Source organism: Prevotellamassilia timonensis (assembly GCF_900106785.1).
Classification (GTDB): domain Bacteria; phylum Bacteroidota; class Bacteroidia; order Bacteroidales; family Bacteroidaceae; genus Alloprevotella; species Alloprevotella timonensis.
The window spans coordinates 1-14944 of record NZ_LT629844.1 but is presented as its reverse complement, the minus strand read 5'-3'; the positions used below and the strand labels follow the sequence as shown (position 1 = coordinate 14944).

At 44.8% G+C, this 14944-nt stretch carries 17 protein-coding genes and 1 pseudogene; 14 read left to right on the top strand and 4 right to left on the bottom strand.

The annotated features are described in order from the left end of the window. The first annotated feature begins 35 nt into the window (after window positions 1–35). The 9 genes from BQ5453_RS05555 to BQ5453_RS05510 all read left to right on the top strand — a co-directional run bounded on the left by BQ5453_RS05555 (window position 36) and on the right by BQ5453_RS05510 (window position 7252). The gene (locus BQ5453_RS05555) at window positions 36–467 is read left to right on the top strand and encodes a PcfK-like family protein (protein ID WP_071122439.1); all 432 of its coding nucleotides are present in this window, start codon (window positions 36–38) and stop codon (window positions 465–467) included. After that, window positions 464–1738, top strand: coding sequence for a PcfJ domain-containing protein (locus BQ5453_RS05550; RefSeq protein ID WP_071122438.1), 1275 nt, complete (start codon window positions 464–466; stop codon window positions 1736–1738). Before BQ5453_RS05555 ends, BQ5453_RS05550 begins: the two co-directional genes overlap by 4 nt. A gap of 351 nt (window positions 1739–2089) precedes the next feature. Continuing rightward, a complete protein-coding gene (locus tag BQ5453_RS05545; protein ID WP_071122437.1) occupies window positions 2090–2854 on the top strand; it encodes a ParA family protein in 765 nt (254 codons plus the stop codon). 77 nt (window positions 2855–2931) lie between these two features. After that, window positions 2932–3405, top strand: coding sequence for a hypothetical protein (locus BQ5453_RS05540; protein WP_071122436.1), 474 nt, complete (start codon window positions 2932–2934; stop codon window positions 3403–3405). A gap of 273 nt (window positions 3406–3678) precedes the next feature. Continuing rightward, entirely contained in the window at window positions 3679–4713 is a 1035-nt protein-coding gene (locus tag BQ5453_RS05535) for a Fic family protein (RefSeq protein ID WP_071122435.1), read from the top strand. 1230 nt (window positions 4714–5943) lie between these two features. Next, window positions 5944–6258, top strand: a complete 315-nt coding sequence (locus BQ5453_RS05525; RefSeq protein ID WP_070613100.1) for a sulfide:quinone reductase — start codon at window positions 5944–5946, stop codon at window positions 6256–6258. A gap of 7 nt (window positions 6259–6265) precedes the next feature. Beyond that, a complete protein-coding gene (locus tag BQ5453_RS05520; protein ID WP_070613098.1) occupies window positions 6266–6433 on the top strand; it encodes a glyoxalase in 168 nt (55 codons plus the stop codon). Window position 6434: 1 nt separating this feature from the next. Next, on the top strand, window positions 6435–6797 hold the full coding sequence (locus BQ5453_RS05515; protein ID WP_032839926.1) for a hypothetical protein: 363 nt from the start codon (window positions 6435–6437) through the stop codon (window positions 6795–6797). A gap of 77 nt (window positions 6798–6874) precedes the next feature. Further along, entirely contained in the window at window positions 6875–7252 is a 378-nt protein-coding gene (locus tag BQ5453_RS05510) for a hypothetical protein (protein ID WP_071122433.1), read from the top strand. 34 nt (window positions 7253–7286) lie between these two features. On the opposite strand, the gene BQ5453_RS05505 is transcribed toward BQ5453_RS05510, so the two are convergent. After that, window positions 7287–7544 carry a helix-turn-helix domain-containing protein gene (locus tag BQ5453_RS05505; protein ID WP_032839925.1) on the bottom strand — a complete coding sequence of 86 codons (258 nt, stop codon included), beginning with the start codon at window positions 7542–7544 and terminating at the stop codon, window positions 7287–7289. 444 nt (window positions 7545–7988) lie between these two features. Between BQ5453_RS05505 and BQ5453_RS05500 the strand changes: the two are divergent. From BQ5453_RS05500 to BQ5453_RS05490, 3 genes and pseudogenes are all read left to right on the top strand, one after another. Further along, window positions 7989–8534: pseudogene (locus BQ5453_RS05500) on the top strand (phosphoribosyltransferase); the annotation flags it as partial. Between the two features lie 7 nt (window positions 8535–8541). Beyond that, the gene (locus BQ5453_RS05495; protein WP_071122432.1) at window positions 8542–9030 is read left to right on the top strand and encodes an SLOG family protein; all 489 of its coding nucleotides are present in this window, start codon (window positions 8542–8544) and stop codon (window positions 9028–9030) included. Between the two features lie 129 nt (window positions 9031–9159). After that, a complete protein-coding gene (locus tag BQ5453_RS05490) occupies window positions 9160–10524 on the top strand; it encodes an ATP-binding protein (protein WP_071122431.1) in 1365 nt (454 codons plus the stop codon). Between the two features lie 150 nt (window positions 10525–10674). Here BQ5453_RS05490 and BQ5453_RS13730 read toward each other — a convergent pair whose 3' ends face one another. Genes BQ5453_RS13730 through BQ5453_RS05480 form a run of 3 tightly spaced genes read right to left on the bottom strand, consistent with a single transcriptional unit; the run spans window position 10675 to window position 13317 of the window. Beyond that, window positions 10675–10878, bottom strand: coding sequence for a helix-turn-helix domain-containing protein (locus BQ5453_RS13730; protein ID WP_070613127.1), 204 nt, complete (start codon window positions 10876–10878; stop codon window positions 10675–10677). 43 nt (window positions 10879–10921) lie between these two features. Then, window positions 10922–12949: a bifunctional DNA primase/helicase gene (locus BQ5453_RS05485; protein WP_071122430.1), complete on the bottom strand. Its 2028-nt coding sequence runs from the start codon at window positions 12947–12949 to the stop codon at window positions 10922–10924. Continuing rightward, window positions 12946–13317: a DNA-binding protein gene (locus BQ5453_RS05480; RefSeq protein ID WP_070613087.1), complete on the bottom strand. Its 372-nt coding sequence runs from the start codon at window positions 13315–13317 to the stop codon at window positions 12946–12948. The genes BQ5453_RS05485 and BQ5453_RS05480 overlap by 4 nt, the downstream gene beginning before the upstream one ends. A gap of 131 nt (window positions 13318–13448) precedes the next feature. On the opposite strand from BQ5453_RS05480, the gene BQ5453_RS05475 reads away from it, so the two are divergent. Both BQ5453_RS05475 and BQ5453_RS05470 read left to right on the top strand, forming a co-directional pair. Beyond that, window positions 13449–13826, top strand: a complete 378-nt coding sequence (locus BQ5453_RS05475; RefSeq protein ID WP_143033257.1) for an ISAon1 family transposase N-terminal region protein — start codon at window positions 13449–13451, stop codon at window positions 13824–13826. A 34-nt stretch (window positions 13827–13860) separates the two neighbouring features. Then, the gene (locus tag BQ5453_RS05470) at window positions 13861–14904 is read left to right on the top strand and encodes a transposase (RefSeq protein ID WP_074027632.1); all 1044 of its coding nucleotides are present in this window, start codon (window positions 13861–13863) and stop codon (window positions 14902–14904) included. Window positions 14905–14944: the final 40 nt, after the last annotated feature.

Here is a 14944-nt window from a genome sequence, read left to right as displayed (position 1 = left end):
GCTGATGATTATTTACGCTTAAACATTAGGAACATATGAAAGGAACTGACCATTTCAAGGAACTCATCAAGAACTATCTTGATAACCGAGCCAAGGAAGATGAACTCTTCCGTGCCAAGTATGAAACCACCACACGCACCATTGACGATGTGGTCAACTATATCTTCCATGCCGTACAGCAATCCGGCTGCTGCGGTCTCAGCGACATGGAGGTTTATGCCATGGCAGTCCATGCGATAGATGAGCCCGATTTGGAAATCGGCAAGCCGATGGACTGCAATGTTGTAGTGAATCATCACATTGAGCTGACCGAGGAGGAGAAGGCAGAACAACGAGCCATTGCACTCAAACGATACCAGGAGGAGGAAATGCGGAAATTGCAGCAACGCAACAGCCGACCCAAGGCAGCCAAACCGCAACCCAAACCCATTCAAGAACTCTCACTCTTTCAAGGCATGGAACTATGAAAGCAAGAACGAAAATAGAAAAACAGGTGGCAGTTTCCAATGAGAAGCTGACCGCCATAAGCCCCAAAGTGCTCACATGGGCAGTGCGGAAAGTGGCAGGACATGTCTGCTTCCGGACTTCCGCACACAAGTGTACATGTGGCGATTGTGGCAGGCACTTCGACTATGAGGGAAAAGGGAAGTCGGTATGCTGCCCTTATTGCGGTACTCGCTTACAGATAAAGGACACCCTCAAACGCACCATCAAGGAAGCCTATTATTTTTCTTCCCTCGAAGTAATAGACCATTTGCAGGTGCAACGGGTCTTCCGCTTGGAAACGACCTTTCGAAAAGGAATGCCTATGGAGGTAGTCTACTGGGAAGCATGCCGTCTGTGGCTCAATGCCGAAGGCAGGTTGGCTGTCACGGCAAGAGCAAGGACATTGAGCTATTATGTGGACTGCTTTGATTGGGCATCCGAAATCACTTTGAAGCGACCGAACGAAGTTCACTGGCTCATTGCAGACACCTATGTTTATCCGGACCATCGGCTGCTGCCCGAACTGAAACGCAACGGCATGAAAGGCAAGTTGCCCGACTGCCACCCGATGAAGCTGATGAAAGCCGTGCTGACGGACAGCCGGATGGAAACCATCCTCAAGTCAAAAGATTTACATGCCGTGTCTTATTTTGTAAACCGACCTTTGGAACTTGACCGATGCTGGCAGCCGTATAAGGTAGCCACCCGGCATCATTACCGCCCTTCGGACATGGGATTGTGGGCAGATACCATCCGCTTGCTGGAGCAGTGTGGCAAGGACATCTGTAACCCCAAGTATATCTGTCCGCAGAACCTCAGAGCCGAGCATGACTATTGGATGAACCGACACAACCAAATGGAGCAGAAACGTAAAAGCCAAGAGCAGATGCAGCGAGCCAAACGGAAGGAAGCCGAGTTCTACAAGGAGAAGTCACACTACTTCGGCATCACCATCACCGACAAAGACTTGGTGATTTCGGTACTCGATAGTCTGGAAGCCTTCCAAGCCGAGGGAAATGCCCTGCATCATTGTGTCTTCCAATGCGAATACTATGCCAAGGCGGACAGCTTGATATTATCGGCTCATGACAAGGAGGGAAACCGCATTGAAACAATTGAGTTTTCACTGACCGAGGGGAAAGTGATACAGAGCCGTGGGCTGTGCAATACGAACACTCCGCACCATGACCGGATTGTCCGGCTGGTCAATGCGCATGCCCATCAGATACTTGCAGCCAAACAGACAGCGTAGATTCCTTATATATGTTCCGCTCCGACTTCCGCCGTAAGGTATGGGTCGGAGTTTTTATATTTGGATAGTAGAAATAGTTGACGATGTTAAAATGAAATCTAATGCAAATATCTATTTGTTATATAATAGAGTTTACATGATAACATGTTTAATTACGCATTGAAGTTAAGTGTGTAAATCTATATTTTATTCCCTTTGAAAAAAAACGATGTAAATATGTGATATACAACATATAAAATAGCGTATTGTTTTTAATAAAATATAGGTAAACTAATTATGTAATAATAAAATAATATAGTATATTTGTAGTATAATAATATAGTAGTAAAGTAATATAGTAAACCTATAAAAATGGTAGCAAAAAATATAACAATAGCCATCGGCAATCAGAAAGGTGGAGTCGGCAAAACTACTTCTACCGCATGTATAGGTGCAGCACTTGCCCTGAGAGGAAAACGGGTGCTGCTCGTTGACCTGGATGCACAGCAGAACCTCACGTTCACGCTGACGCAGAACGAAGACCCGGAAACAAGTATCTATGATACGCTGGTCAAAGACCAACCGCTACCTATCGTACCCATCCGTGAAAACCTGGACCTTGTTCCAGCATCACTGGACTTGGCAAGAGCCGAAATAGACATGGCTACCATGATGGCAAGGGAAGGCATCCTTAAATCCTGTCTTGATGAACATAAGGAGAAGTATGACTACATCCTGATGGATTGCTCTCCCTCACTCGGTATCGTGACGACCAATGCGCTGGTGGCAGCGGACAAACTCTACATACCGCTCACTGCCGAAGCCTTGCCCTTGAAAGGCTTGACCATGCTGGATGATATAGTTCGGGAAGTGAAACGCAGGGTAAACCCAATGCTTGAATTAGGCGGTGTTTTCTTCACCAGGTTCAATAACCGGAAGTTGAACAGGGAAGTGATTTCCATGGTGGAAAAGCGGTACGGAGAGAAGGTTTTTCAGACGAAAATCCGGGAGAATATTTCCATAGCCGAAATGCCGCTGTCTGGTCAGACCATCTTTGAGTACGAACCGAAAAGCAACGGTGCAGCAGACTATCGAACACTGGCCGATGAAATAATCAGTCGGGAAGAAAATAGGTAAACTATATTACTAATCACAAAGGTTATTGGTAACATAGTAAGTTAATCAGCAAGTAAACAAGTAATAAAGTAAACAATATGAGTAAGAAGAATTTATCCTTATTGATGGATGGCTTCATGGGTGAAGCCATTCCATCTGACCCGGTACAGGAACAGCCTAAGGAACAGGCTGTTGAGCAAGCAGCAGAACAAGCGAAACAGCCGGCTGCTCAAACGGATAAGATGGATAGTCCGAAGGCAGCACCTGCAAAAGCATCTTCGAAGAAAGAAGCAACCGAAATGGAAGCTACCGATAAAATGAAGTCCAAACTGGAAGCCAAACGCAGGGAGAATGTGGGTCGCCCCAAGAAAGGCGAAACAGCCAAAAGTGGCAAGAAGCCCCATGAAATTCGAGCCACCTTTATCGTAGATCCGGATTTACTTCAAAAGGTGAAGTACATTTCTCTTGTGGAAGGTGCCTTATTGAAGGACGTTATTTCTGAAGCTCTGAACAACTATGTGGATAAATGGGAAACAGACAACCGAAAAATCCGCCTGCCAAAGAGGAAGTAGAAACTTCTGCTGTAGTTCTGTCATTGCAAGCGCCAGACAGCAATAACAGGACTGCTACGTTATTTGGGAATTGAGGTCTATAAATATTCCATCTGCAGCATCTCATTCAAGCTGATATTTTTCTATCGTTTGTTCATTTGCATTCTTGTGCTGATGATTTTAATTTAAATTTGAATCGGGACAAAACTATGATTTTAAAGACATAAAACAGGCCAATTTGACCCGATTTTCTACGAGAAAGCAGTATATTTGTCCCGATTAAGAATTTTAGATATGACAACAGAAACTGAAATATTACAATATTTGCACTATCATCCGCTTTCAAAACGTATGGAGATAGGACATGCTGTCACTACAGAGATAAGCGAACGTACCTTAAAGCGTGTCATTGCAGACTGTGTGGAAAAAGGGTATATCGAGGTGGTCGGTAAAGGACCGGCTACCAAATACAAACTCACTCCTCAAGCTCATGTGACCATGCCACTCAGTCTTGATACTTATTTTGACAAGGATATTGATGAACGCACGGTCCAGGAAAGTTTTAACTTTGACCTGATACGTGACATATTGCCGAATGTACGTTTGTTTACAGACGATGAGCTGGCGTTGTTGCATGAAGCACAGTCAAAATTTCGTTTGCACCTTTCGGAAATGACGGATATTGAATATCGTAAGGAGATGGAAAGGTTGGGTATAGACCTGTCATGGAAATCCTCACAAATCGAAGGTAATACTTATTCATTACTTGAAACGGAACGTCTGTTGAAAGAGAAACAGACCGCTAACGGAAAGACCAAAGAGGAAGCTGTGATGCTGCTTAACCATAAGGATGCTCTTGACTTTATCCTTGATGTACCGGATTATCTGAAAGAAATATCGTTAACTCGTATAGAGGAAATCCATGCGCTGCTTGTTAAGGAGCTGGGTGTCGAACGCCATATCCGTCTTAGGCGTGTCGGTATAACCGGAACAAATTATCAACCGCTTGATAATGAATTTCAAATCAGGGAAGCCCTTGAAGACAGTTGTCAGCTTATTAACGGCAAGAATGAAGTGTTTGAAAAGGCTTTGTTGGCTCTTGTGCTCCTTTCCTATATACAGGCATTTTCTGACGGCAACAAACGCACGGCACGCATCATAAGCAATGGAATTTTGATTGCCTACGGCTATTGTCCTATCTCATTCCGCAGTGTAGATTCAATTGACTATAAAAAAGCAATGCTGATGTTCTATGAACAGAACAATATTGCAGCATTCAAACAGATTTTCATTGATCAGTTCCTGTTTGCTGTAAAAACATATTTTTGAAATTACAGAAATCTATTGATTATTAAACGGAAATCTTACCTGATGCAGGCTGGAGCATAGCATGGTAGGTTTGTCGTTTTTTTGCATGTTTCATTCCATTGCCACAGAGAGAAGCAACAGGGTTTCACTTCGCTCCACTCAGTTGTTTCTCACAGTGTCAATGAGGTTGGAAAACATATCTATAAATGATAACTTGCTCGATGGTTCTACCGAACGCAGGCTGACGCTTGCAGAAGTAGAGCCATCGAATGGTTTATACAGTTAGCTCACAGATGTTGGTCACCACTTCGACTTTTCGTATTTCATGCGATGCCGGAAGTGACGACCTTTTGGGAGATGTGCCATCCGGTTTGCTCCGTGTCTTCGACATCAAGCAAAGCCCGGCTGATAGGCTTTTGCTACAAATGGAAGTTTCAGTCCATTGCCACAGAGAGAAGCAGCAGGGTTTCACTTCGCTCCACTCTGCTGTTTCTCACAGTGTCAATGAGGTTGGAAAACATATCTACCAATGATGACTTGCTCGATGGCTCTACCGAACGCAGGCTGACGCTTGCGGAAGTAGAGCCATCGAATGGTTTATGCAGTTAGCTCACAGATGTTGGTCACCACTTCCGACTATTCGTATTTCATGCGATGCCGGAAGTGACGACCTTTTTGGGAATGAATGTGCCATCTGGTTTGCTCCGTGTCTTCAACACCAAGCAAAGCTCGGCTGAGTGGCTTTGGCTGCGAATGGAACTCCAATCCGTTGCCATAGAGAGAACCTGCAAGGCTCCACTTCGCTTCACTTTGTAGGTTCTCACAACGGCAACGGTTTTCGGGTAGCTCATCTTCAAGATGGTCAGAATACTGGGTTACGCGGACTTTCTGAGGAATATATTTGAGATGACCTGTTAGAACTAATTCTTTCCCTTGGAATCCTAGTCGGGAAAGTCTTGAAAACCGTTGGAGCTTCTTGGTCCAACTCGTTTTATACGTGCAAAGGTACTGCGGACGGGAGAAACGTCAAGTGCCGCTGACGCTTTCGGACTGAGGACTTTCCGGCAGCCTTCCGCAATTTGTGCCAAATTGGGTATTCCGTAAAGTCCTCGGACCTCACACTTGCCTTTTTCTCCCTGTTGTCCGCAGTGAGGAACTGCACGAAAAAACGGTTTTCCCGACCAAGAAGCTCTAAAGGGCTTCACAAGAGGGAGAAGAATCGGAATCGCAACCATCTAAATTGTTTTAACTATGGATTATCCCGAATTATCCGGAGCTACCATCTCCGAACGTGACAAGGCTTTTGCACAAGAGTTCGCCAACTTTGTAAATGGCAGTATGTGTTCACCTGACCAGACTGGCAGGGAACTGACCAAAGCTCACCGCTACCTGCAACAGCAGATGTTCAAGGTGTTCCTCGGCTTCATGAAGCAGCTGGCACACAACTATCAGCAGGGAAGATACGATGACCGCAATGAGTGGGCATCACGGCTTTCTGCAGAAGCCTATCAACGGCTCATTGAGTGTGACTTGATTTTTGACCCCGAATTTCCAACCTCTAAATGACAGGACTATGGATGAATATGATTTTCCCGAATATGGCAGACAATGCGAGTTGATAACCCCTTGGCGAGGCTACCACCGAGGAACTATCGTAGCCCTCTCTGAACATGGTTTTGTGGTTCAGTTCAGCAGTGGTGCAGAAATAGATGTTTATAAAGACGAAATAATTTTGGATTGATATGTGCAGACTTATGACAACGCAGTTGGAGGAAGCCTTGAAAGGCTTTCCTCTCTATTCTCAGGACGGCAAGGGAAAGGACGCTATTTGCCGTGCCATCTTTGCGCTCGGTGGTGTGCGGTGGTTCATTCTTGAAGGTGAAAAAGAAGGAAACGACACTATCCTCTTCGGTATCGTCATCGGACTGATGGAGGACGAGTACGGCTACATTTCCTTGAATGAACTTTCGGACATTGAGTTGGATTTGACCAAACAAGGCTTCGGCAAGCTGCAAGTAAGGCAGCAGGAAAACTTCCATCCGGTGCCACTGAAAAAGTTGCGTGACAGCCGTTTGCAGGAGTTCCTTGCAAGAATGGGTTATTGAACGTATGATTTGTAACAAGAAAGTGACCTGCCATATCCATCACGGACTTGGCAGGTCTGTATGTAGCTTTATGTCTTATGAGAAATAAAAATGTATTCAGCATTGCAGCCTTGCTTGGCTGGACTGTTTCTGTAAAGTATGTAGATGGCAGTCTTTTCTTTGACTTCCATCGGAAAACCTTGAGCGGTGTTCCGTTTTCCTTCACCGCTGAAATGAAAGATAGAAAGTTGGAGAACCTTATCAAGGAGATTGAATCCTTTGTGGATGCCATTGATCCTGAGACTTGTGCCGGGGAATGGATGATTCAGTCAGGTGCTATGGCTCCTTCCCGGTATCAGCAGGCGGTAAACGACATGGATGCCATCCGGACTGATGCGTGGCTGCTGGCTTGCGAACTGAGGGAAGCTGACGGAAAGTCATTGCTGATAGGCTTGCCCTGGAACCAATGGAACTGACCCCCACATCCTGCTACTATTCAAAGACAGCCTTCTACCGAGATGTACTGTCTTTGAATTTGCGCCCTTTCTTGGGGAGACCTGCCGCTTTATAGGCAAGCAAGTCGCTTCCCTGAAATACGATGCCTCTTTTATCGGTATGGATCCGGATAAAAGGAAGCGGACGTTCCTCATGTCTGATGTAGTCATAGATGGTACACCGGTGGATGCCGAGGAAGATACAGGCTTCCTTCACAGAATATCTTTTTTCCGGGAGTATCACAATCGTTTGTATTTGCTGTATATAGTTCATAAGTATTCTTTTGGGTGTAAAGTTACTCATGCAGGTCCATTCTTGCAATAGGTAAAATCTTTGATAATGAGGGATATTGTGATGTTTTGAAAGACTTTGTATTACTCATTACTTGTTGCCAAGGTGAGTTCGGTCTTTCCTGAATGATTTATATGGGAATGACTTGCGATTTCTGTTTATGGGATGTATAAGTTCAGAAACAGGATTGGTATAGACGGTGACAGTTCTATTTTATCATCTCTGCCTGCGAGGATATTTTTTTGCAAAGGTATTGCTGTCATCACCAAACGTCAAATCCCTTGCAGAAAATCTTCCTCAAACAAGTTGAGCGTATTTTCTGCCCTGAATTTGCCTTATTGGGCTGCCAGCACTCTGATAAAAGCAAAAAATATCCCTTCGGACAAGCTGAAAAACAGCAAAACAGAAGGGAAAAAATCAGAGCGTATGGCACAGATTGACAATAACCTCAAGAAGCAGTTGGCAAAACCTCAGACATGGTTCTGCAAGTATTTTCCCAAGCGTATTCGCAACGTCGGTGAAAAGGAAATTGCCGACAGACAGATGGTGTACGATTTCAAAGACGGAAGAAGCTTTGAAGCGGTAGCGCAAATGACCGCAGCAAACATGCAGGAACAATACGGTGAATCCTGCAGGAATATTGTTTTCGTTCAAGTTCCGGCATCCACAAGTCCAAAGAACGAACTTCGTTACAAGGCTTTTTGTGAAAGGGTTTGTGAACTGACCGGAGCTATCAACGGCTATGAGCATGTAAGGGTAATCGGCGTACGGCTTGCCATTCATGAAAACCGAAAGATAGAAAAGGAAATCCGCAAAGTGCATATCATCGATTTTGATGAAGATTGGTTCAGTGGAAAATCCGTAGTGACATTTGATGATGTTATCACTCGCGGCATCACATGGGCTACCTATGCTGACCAGTTGGAGAATTTGGGCGCACATGTTATCGGGGGCATCTTCCTGGCTAAAACAACAGACAATGAAACAAAGATTTACGATAAAGGAGGCTTCCATAGCCTTTACAGGGCATCGGAATATTGCACCCGAACAGAAAGATAAGGTGAGAGAACGGCTCAGAAAGGCCGTTTCTCTTGCTTACAAGGAAGGAAAGTACCAATGTATCTGTGGGATGGCTTTGGGTTTCGACATGCTCGCAGCGGAGGAAGTTCTTTCCCTCAAAGCTCGCCTTCCTTATCTGCAACTGATAGCTGTTGTGCCGTTCAGAGGACAAAGCAGCCGTTGGGACTTGGCAGAACAGCAACGATATGACCATATACTTGTCAAGGCAGACAAGGTGATTGTGTTGAGTGATACCTATTATAAAGGATGTCTGCTCAGACGAAATGACTTCATGCTGCAGCATTCAAACTATGTGATTGCCTATTATGACGGAAAACAGAAAGGAGGGACTTATTATACTTGCCGTGAGGCTCGGAAGAGGGGGATGACTGTCGTCAATCTCTTTTAATGCCAAACATTTTGCTGATTCCGACAAAAACTGCTAAAAACATTTTGCTGATTTCGACAAAAACCGCCGAAAACATTTTGCTGATTTCGATATATTGTGTATTTTTGTAATCAAATAAACTCTCAGTATATGTCCGAAAAAATATTCAAACGCAAAATTTATGAAAGAATGCTCCAATGGAAGCAGGAAAGTGATGGACAGACTGCACTTTTGATAAAAGGTGCACGTCGAATCGGAAAATCAACCATTGCTGAGGAGTTCGCCCGTAGAGAGTATGACTCCTATATCAACATCGATTTTTCAATAGCTGATGCAGCAGTCAAAGAATTGTTCTCCCATATTTCAGATTTGGATTACTTTTTTCTGCGGATTCAGTCACTATTCAATGTTTCATTGCATGAACGAAAATCGGTTATCATTTTCGATGAAGTGCAACTGTATCCACCGGCCCGACAAGCCATCAAGCACTTGGTTAAGGACCGGAGGTATGACTATATTGAAACAGGGTCACTTCTTTCCATTAAAAAGAATGTGAAAGGAATCGTGATTCCGAGTGAAGAAACACGTATCTCTATGTACCCGTTGGATTTCGAAGAGTTTTTATGGGCTGTCAATAAATCCCAAACCTACGATTTGATTAGATACTCATACCAAAACTTAAAATCATTGGGTGATGCTGTCAATCGTGACCTTATGCGTAATTTTCGTCTTTACATGCTTATAGGTGGTATGCCGCAGGCCGTAAATGCTTATTTGGAATCGAATGATTTTTCAGCCATAGATGCGGTAAAGCGTAATATTCTCGAACTCTATATTGATGATTTCCGTAAAATAGACCCGACAGGACGTGCTTCACGCTTGTTTACTTCAATACCTGCAGAACTCTCCCGAAATTCGAAGCGTTATCAGGTGGGAAGCGTGATTGAGAATGCAACTGCCTCCAGACTGGGTGAGTTGCTGATGGATATGGCGGATTCGATGACAGTAAACTTTTCCTATCATGCAAATGACCCCAGTGTAGGTTTTTCCCTTCATGCCGATTATGATTGTTTCAAGTTGTTCCTTGCCGATACAGGACTGTTCGTTACACTCGCTTTTATGGATCGCGATTATACAGGAAATGTGATATACCAGAAACTTCTTTCGGATAAGCTTGCTGTGGATCTGGGGTATGTATATGAAAATGCGATAGCCCAGATGCTCAAGAGTGCCGGCAATGAATTATTCTACTATACTTTCCAGGAAGAAATAGTCAAGGACGAAGACGGAAACAAGACTGTCCGTAACTATGAGGTGGATTTCCTGCTTTCCCGCAAAGATAAGATATGTCCTATTGAAGTGAAGTCCTCCGGATACAAGTCCCATAAGTCGCTTGATGTTTTCCAGGAGAAATTTTCTTCAAGAATCCTGCAAAGGTATCTTCTCTACACAAAAGATGTAAGAAAAGACAAGGATATTTTCTGTTTGCCTGCATACATGACGGGATTGTTTTAGATGAAGACCCATGAGTCTGCTCACGGGTTATTTATAGATGACACAAAGCGGAATCCTTATCTGAAAACCAAAGATAGAATTTCGCTTTGTGTCTTTTTTCTGAAAACAGACTTGGACTGGTGTGGTGGGAGTCCAAGTCTGCCGGTTGTTTCAGAGGGTGCATAGGACATGCCAGCAATCAATGATGGATTGTCCGGAATACTTAGGCCGATAGACATTGCCCGGATTCAGCGGTTTGATATAGCCGCTTTCCCTGTATTTCCGGAGTGTCTTGTAGCTTATGCCCAGCTCGGCGCATACACGTTTGACGGAATAGACCCCGTTCGGGTCGCATGTAGGTTTCATTTCTCTCATAAGCATTAAATTGTTAGATTGACTATTCCCAATAGCGGAAGCATCAAGGCTGGTAGTTGTTCGAACTGTCCTGATTCAGCATACCGTTCGTTTTCATGTAGCTGATGTAGCTTTTGGCTGTCCTTTCCTTGATGTCCATCGCCTGCATCAGTTCGGTTACGAGTTCAGTGTACGTGATTTTCTTCCGGCTTCGGAAGATTTCTTTTATGATGCCCTGCAACTCTTCTTTTTTCCGTTTCTCCTTGTCTTCGGCCGGCTTTTCACCGGCAGATACGTGCATGTCCTTCTGTTTGTCCCATGTGAAAAGCAGCATGGGTACATCCAACGGACTGCCGTCACGGACTTTGATTGCCTTGACTACGGAATAGGCAGGATTCTCATCCTTCTCAATAGAGAGGATGGCTGCCGCTTTTCTCTGCAGCTCCGAGCCGATGTGCCCGCGCAGTTTTATTCCGTTGGGCACAAAATGCAGCACACAGATGATGCAGGTTTTGTAGATTCCGGCCAGGCGGTACACTTCATCCACAATGGCAATGCTTTCCGCTTCATCATTGGCCGAACGGATAAGGTCTGCAATGCCATCCAGTACAACGAGGTGGATTCCTCCGTGCCGGTGGTAATACAAATCCATGCTGTCACGGATCATGCTGATACGCTCTTTTCTTGACATAGGGGCCAGATAGAACGTATGGTAAAAATCCGGTGGTGCAGGTAATCCGATACGTTTGATTGTCTTGCTCAGATTCTTGAATAACTGAAACTCAGACTGCTCGGTATCATAGTGCAACACGGCCTTATCAGAGTAGTTTGGTGAAACTTCAAAGCCAAGCGTATCGATGTTTTGTGTGTCGTCAGCAAGTGTACCTGCAATCAGGGCTGATACGAAATTGCTTTTTCCGGTACCTTCACCACCTGTTATACATAGAAGGTTGTCGTAGGTACCAAGCGGTACCCCGTTGACGGAAACCACTGTTTTGGAAGATTCGGGAGGATTGTTGTAGTCCATTTCGCAAGATTTTAAAAGCATCATAGTTTGTGAGTAAAGCTTCTCCAGCATGGAGGTAATCAGTACCTGAAAGTCCGCTGCACTTTTTCCGGAAGCAAAGTAATCGGAAATATCCTTGTCTCCCTTTGCTCCGGATATAGGCAGTTCCATTCTGAGTACATGAAACGAGGACAATTCATCCATGCGTCTAGCAGATTCTTTCCGGCCTGTATCGTCCATATCGTACAGAAAGACAATATGACGGAACTTACGGTCAAACATCTCAATCAGTGAAGTGGGTATGGCGGCCGTTTCACTGTTGAAACAAACGGCATTGAATCCTTTGGAGGCAAGTGACATTACATCCTTTTCTCCTCCGGTGATAAAAACCATGTCCCCCTTGTTGGGTAGCTGTTCCAGACCGAAACAGTACACCTCAGGCATCTCTCCTCCATAAAAGAACCGCATATTCTGATTTCGAGGCCGGTATACCTTGGTAAATCCCATGCCCATGTAAGCAAACATGGGTTCTGTTGCAGATGAACTGATTTTATAAATTTTATCGGAACGGTTGTAGCCTTCAAATGACTTTAAGGAATGTACATTGTATCTTTCCAAAGTATCCGGCTTGATTCCATATTGCTGCCAGTATGCAAGTTCAGCAACTGAAAAGGGTTTAACCTCTGTATGGTAATCCTTCCTTATTGGATTGTCATTGTCATTCATAATGATACGTTTTTCTACTGCCTTTTTACGAGCAGGCATATCGTTGCTTCCTGTGTGGACTATGGTGATGTTCAGGTCCGATACAATACGGTTGATGATAGCGACAAAGTCTCTTTTCACGTCCAATCCGTAAAGCATGCCGACGAACCAGAAGCAGTCTCCCGAATATTCGTTATTTCCGAAATCCTTCATCTTGAACACTTGGGCATGCCGGTCATAATAGATATTGCATGAAGCAATCCGGTCTTCGTAGAGCGGATTCCTGAAATTTTTTCCGGGTCTCACCGGAAAGTTGATGTAATGTTTGAACACGGCAAGCCCGCGGCCTGTACGTTCCAGTATATCTTCCTTGTCTATCATTTGGTTTCAGTTGTGCATTTGTTCAGAAGAATCCCGTCTTTATAATCAGACAGTCGTTTGAGTGCTTCCTCCTTCGCCATACCCGGAATCTTTATGCGGAAACACTTTATTGCCATGAACAGGGAACTGTATGAAAAACGTACGCCACCGGTTTCGGTATATCTGAAACTGATGGAACCTCCTTTCCGCCATCTGTACAGCGTAGATTCTGAGATACAGAAGATGGTCATCAGATCCTTGGTGCTTATTTCCAAGGCATCGTCTATATCACGATACAACTCTGTTGTACGCTCCACGTAGCTTTCAATCCGGTTGAGCTGTTCAACCAGTTTCTGAAAAGCAATGCTGTCTATCGTTATCACTTCCATACTATTTGGGCGCACCCGACAAACCCTGTGGAGGGCTGTGCAGATGCTAACCCAAAAACTGAGTTGCCAAACGATACATGATTGCCCAAAAGTAGTACCTTTGCACTATGAATCAGAATGGCAATAAAAATATGTATGAGGGCCTCGCCTCATATTTCCTCCCCGAAGGAGTTCTTAAATATTTCGAGGTGACAGACTTTGCAACACAGCGTACTCTGGACAAGGATGTTCTTTACACAACAGAGCTTCACATCTATCTGGATGAGCGCGACAATCGCACACCAGACATGAAGGATTCCGTGAGCAATGGTTTTGGGGAAGAATCATGTTTACTTGACTATCCAGCCCGAGACAAGAAGGCGGTACTTCACATACGAAGAAGGCGTTGGACAATGCCGGATGGCACAACAAGAAGTGTTGACCTTGACAAGGAGTTTGAACTGAAGCATAAGGGCACTCGATACGCGAAGGACTTCGCGCTTTTTTTAAAGAGGGCGAATGGACTCTGAGACGATAACCGCTCGTCAGATTGGTTATACGTACATGATTAACAGCTCCACGTTTGCCAAAAGATACAAGGACGCCCTGAGTAACTTCGAGACGTGGGAGCAGAAGGATCACGCATCCAAGTGGATTCTTATTCCGCAAAACGTAGGTAAGGAGCAAGGCATAGACGAGACCTCCCTCCAGGGCGAACTGTACACTATCGTTCACAACAAGGATGCCCATGGTCGCAAGGGTGCAATCATAGCAGTAGTCAAGGGAACGAATCCTGCTGACGTACTGAAGGTTCTCATGCAACTACCTGCAGATAAGCGTGAAATGGTTGAGAATATCACGATGGATCTCTCAGATTGCATGCGTGTCATAGCCCGAGAGGCATTCCCTAAAGCCACAGTCATACGTGACTGCTTCCATGTCGTAAAACGCGGTGGAGAGGGCTGCGAAGAGATACGCCTGCGCCTGAAACGAAAAGCCGTAAAGGAGGCGAACAGACAGAAGGCAGAGTTTCGCAAATACCTCGAAAATCTGGCAGCGCAGAGAAAGGCTTACCGCGAGCGAATGAGGAAAAGGCATGGGAAGAACTGGAAGAAGAGCAAGCGCGGAAGAAAGCCTATGAGGCTGAACACTCGCTTTGAACCCAAAAGGCTTGAAAATGGCGAGACTCTTGTAGAGGCACAGACACGATGTCGCAAGCAATTGTCCATGAGCCGAGAGAAGTGGAGCGCAACGCAGAAAAAGCGTGCGAAGATACTTTTCGCACTCTACCCAAAACTTGAAGAAGCATACAATCTGATCAACTCCCTTAGAGCCATATTCAGAAACAAGAAACTCACAAAGGAGACTGCCAAACAGAATTTCAAGGGGTGGTATGAGAAAGTGGCTTCCTGCACTCTGCGTGAAATCAAGTCCGTACGCGATACCATCAGATTCTATGAGGATGAAATCCTGAACTACTTTGACGGACGTAAGACTAACGCTTCAGCTGAATCGTTGAACTCAAAGATCAAATGCTTTCGTGCACAAGTAAAAGGAGTCATAGACATACCATTCTTCATGTATCGTTTAGCAACAGTTTTGGGTTAGCATCTGCACGGCCTACTCCACAGGGTTTGTCGGGTGCGCC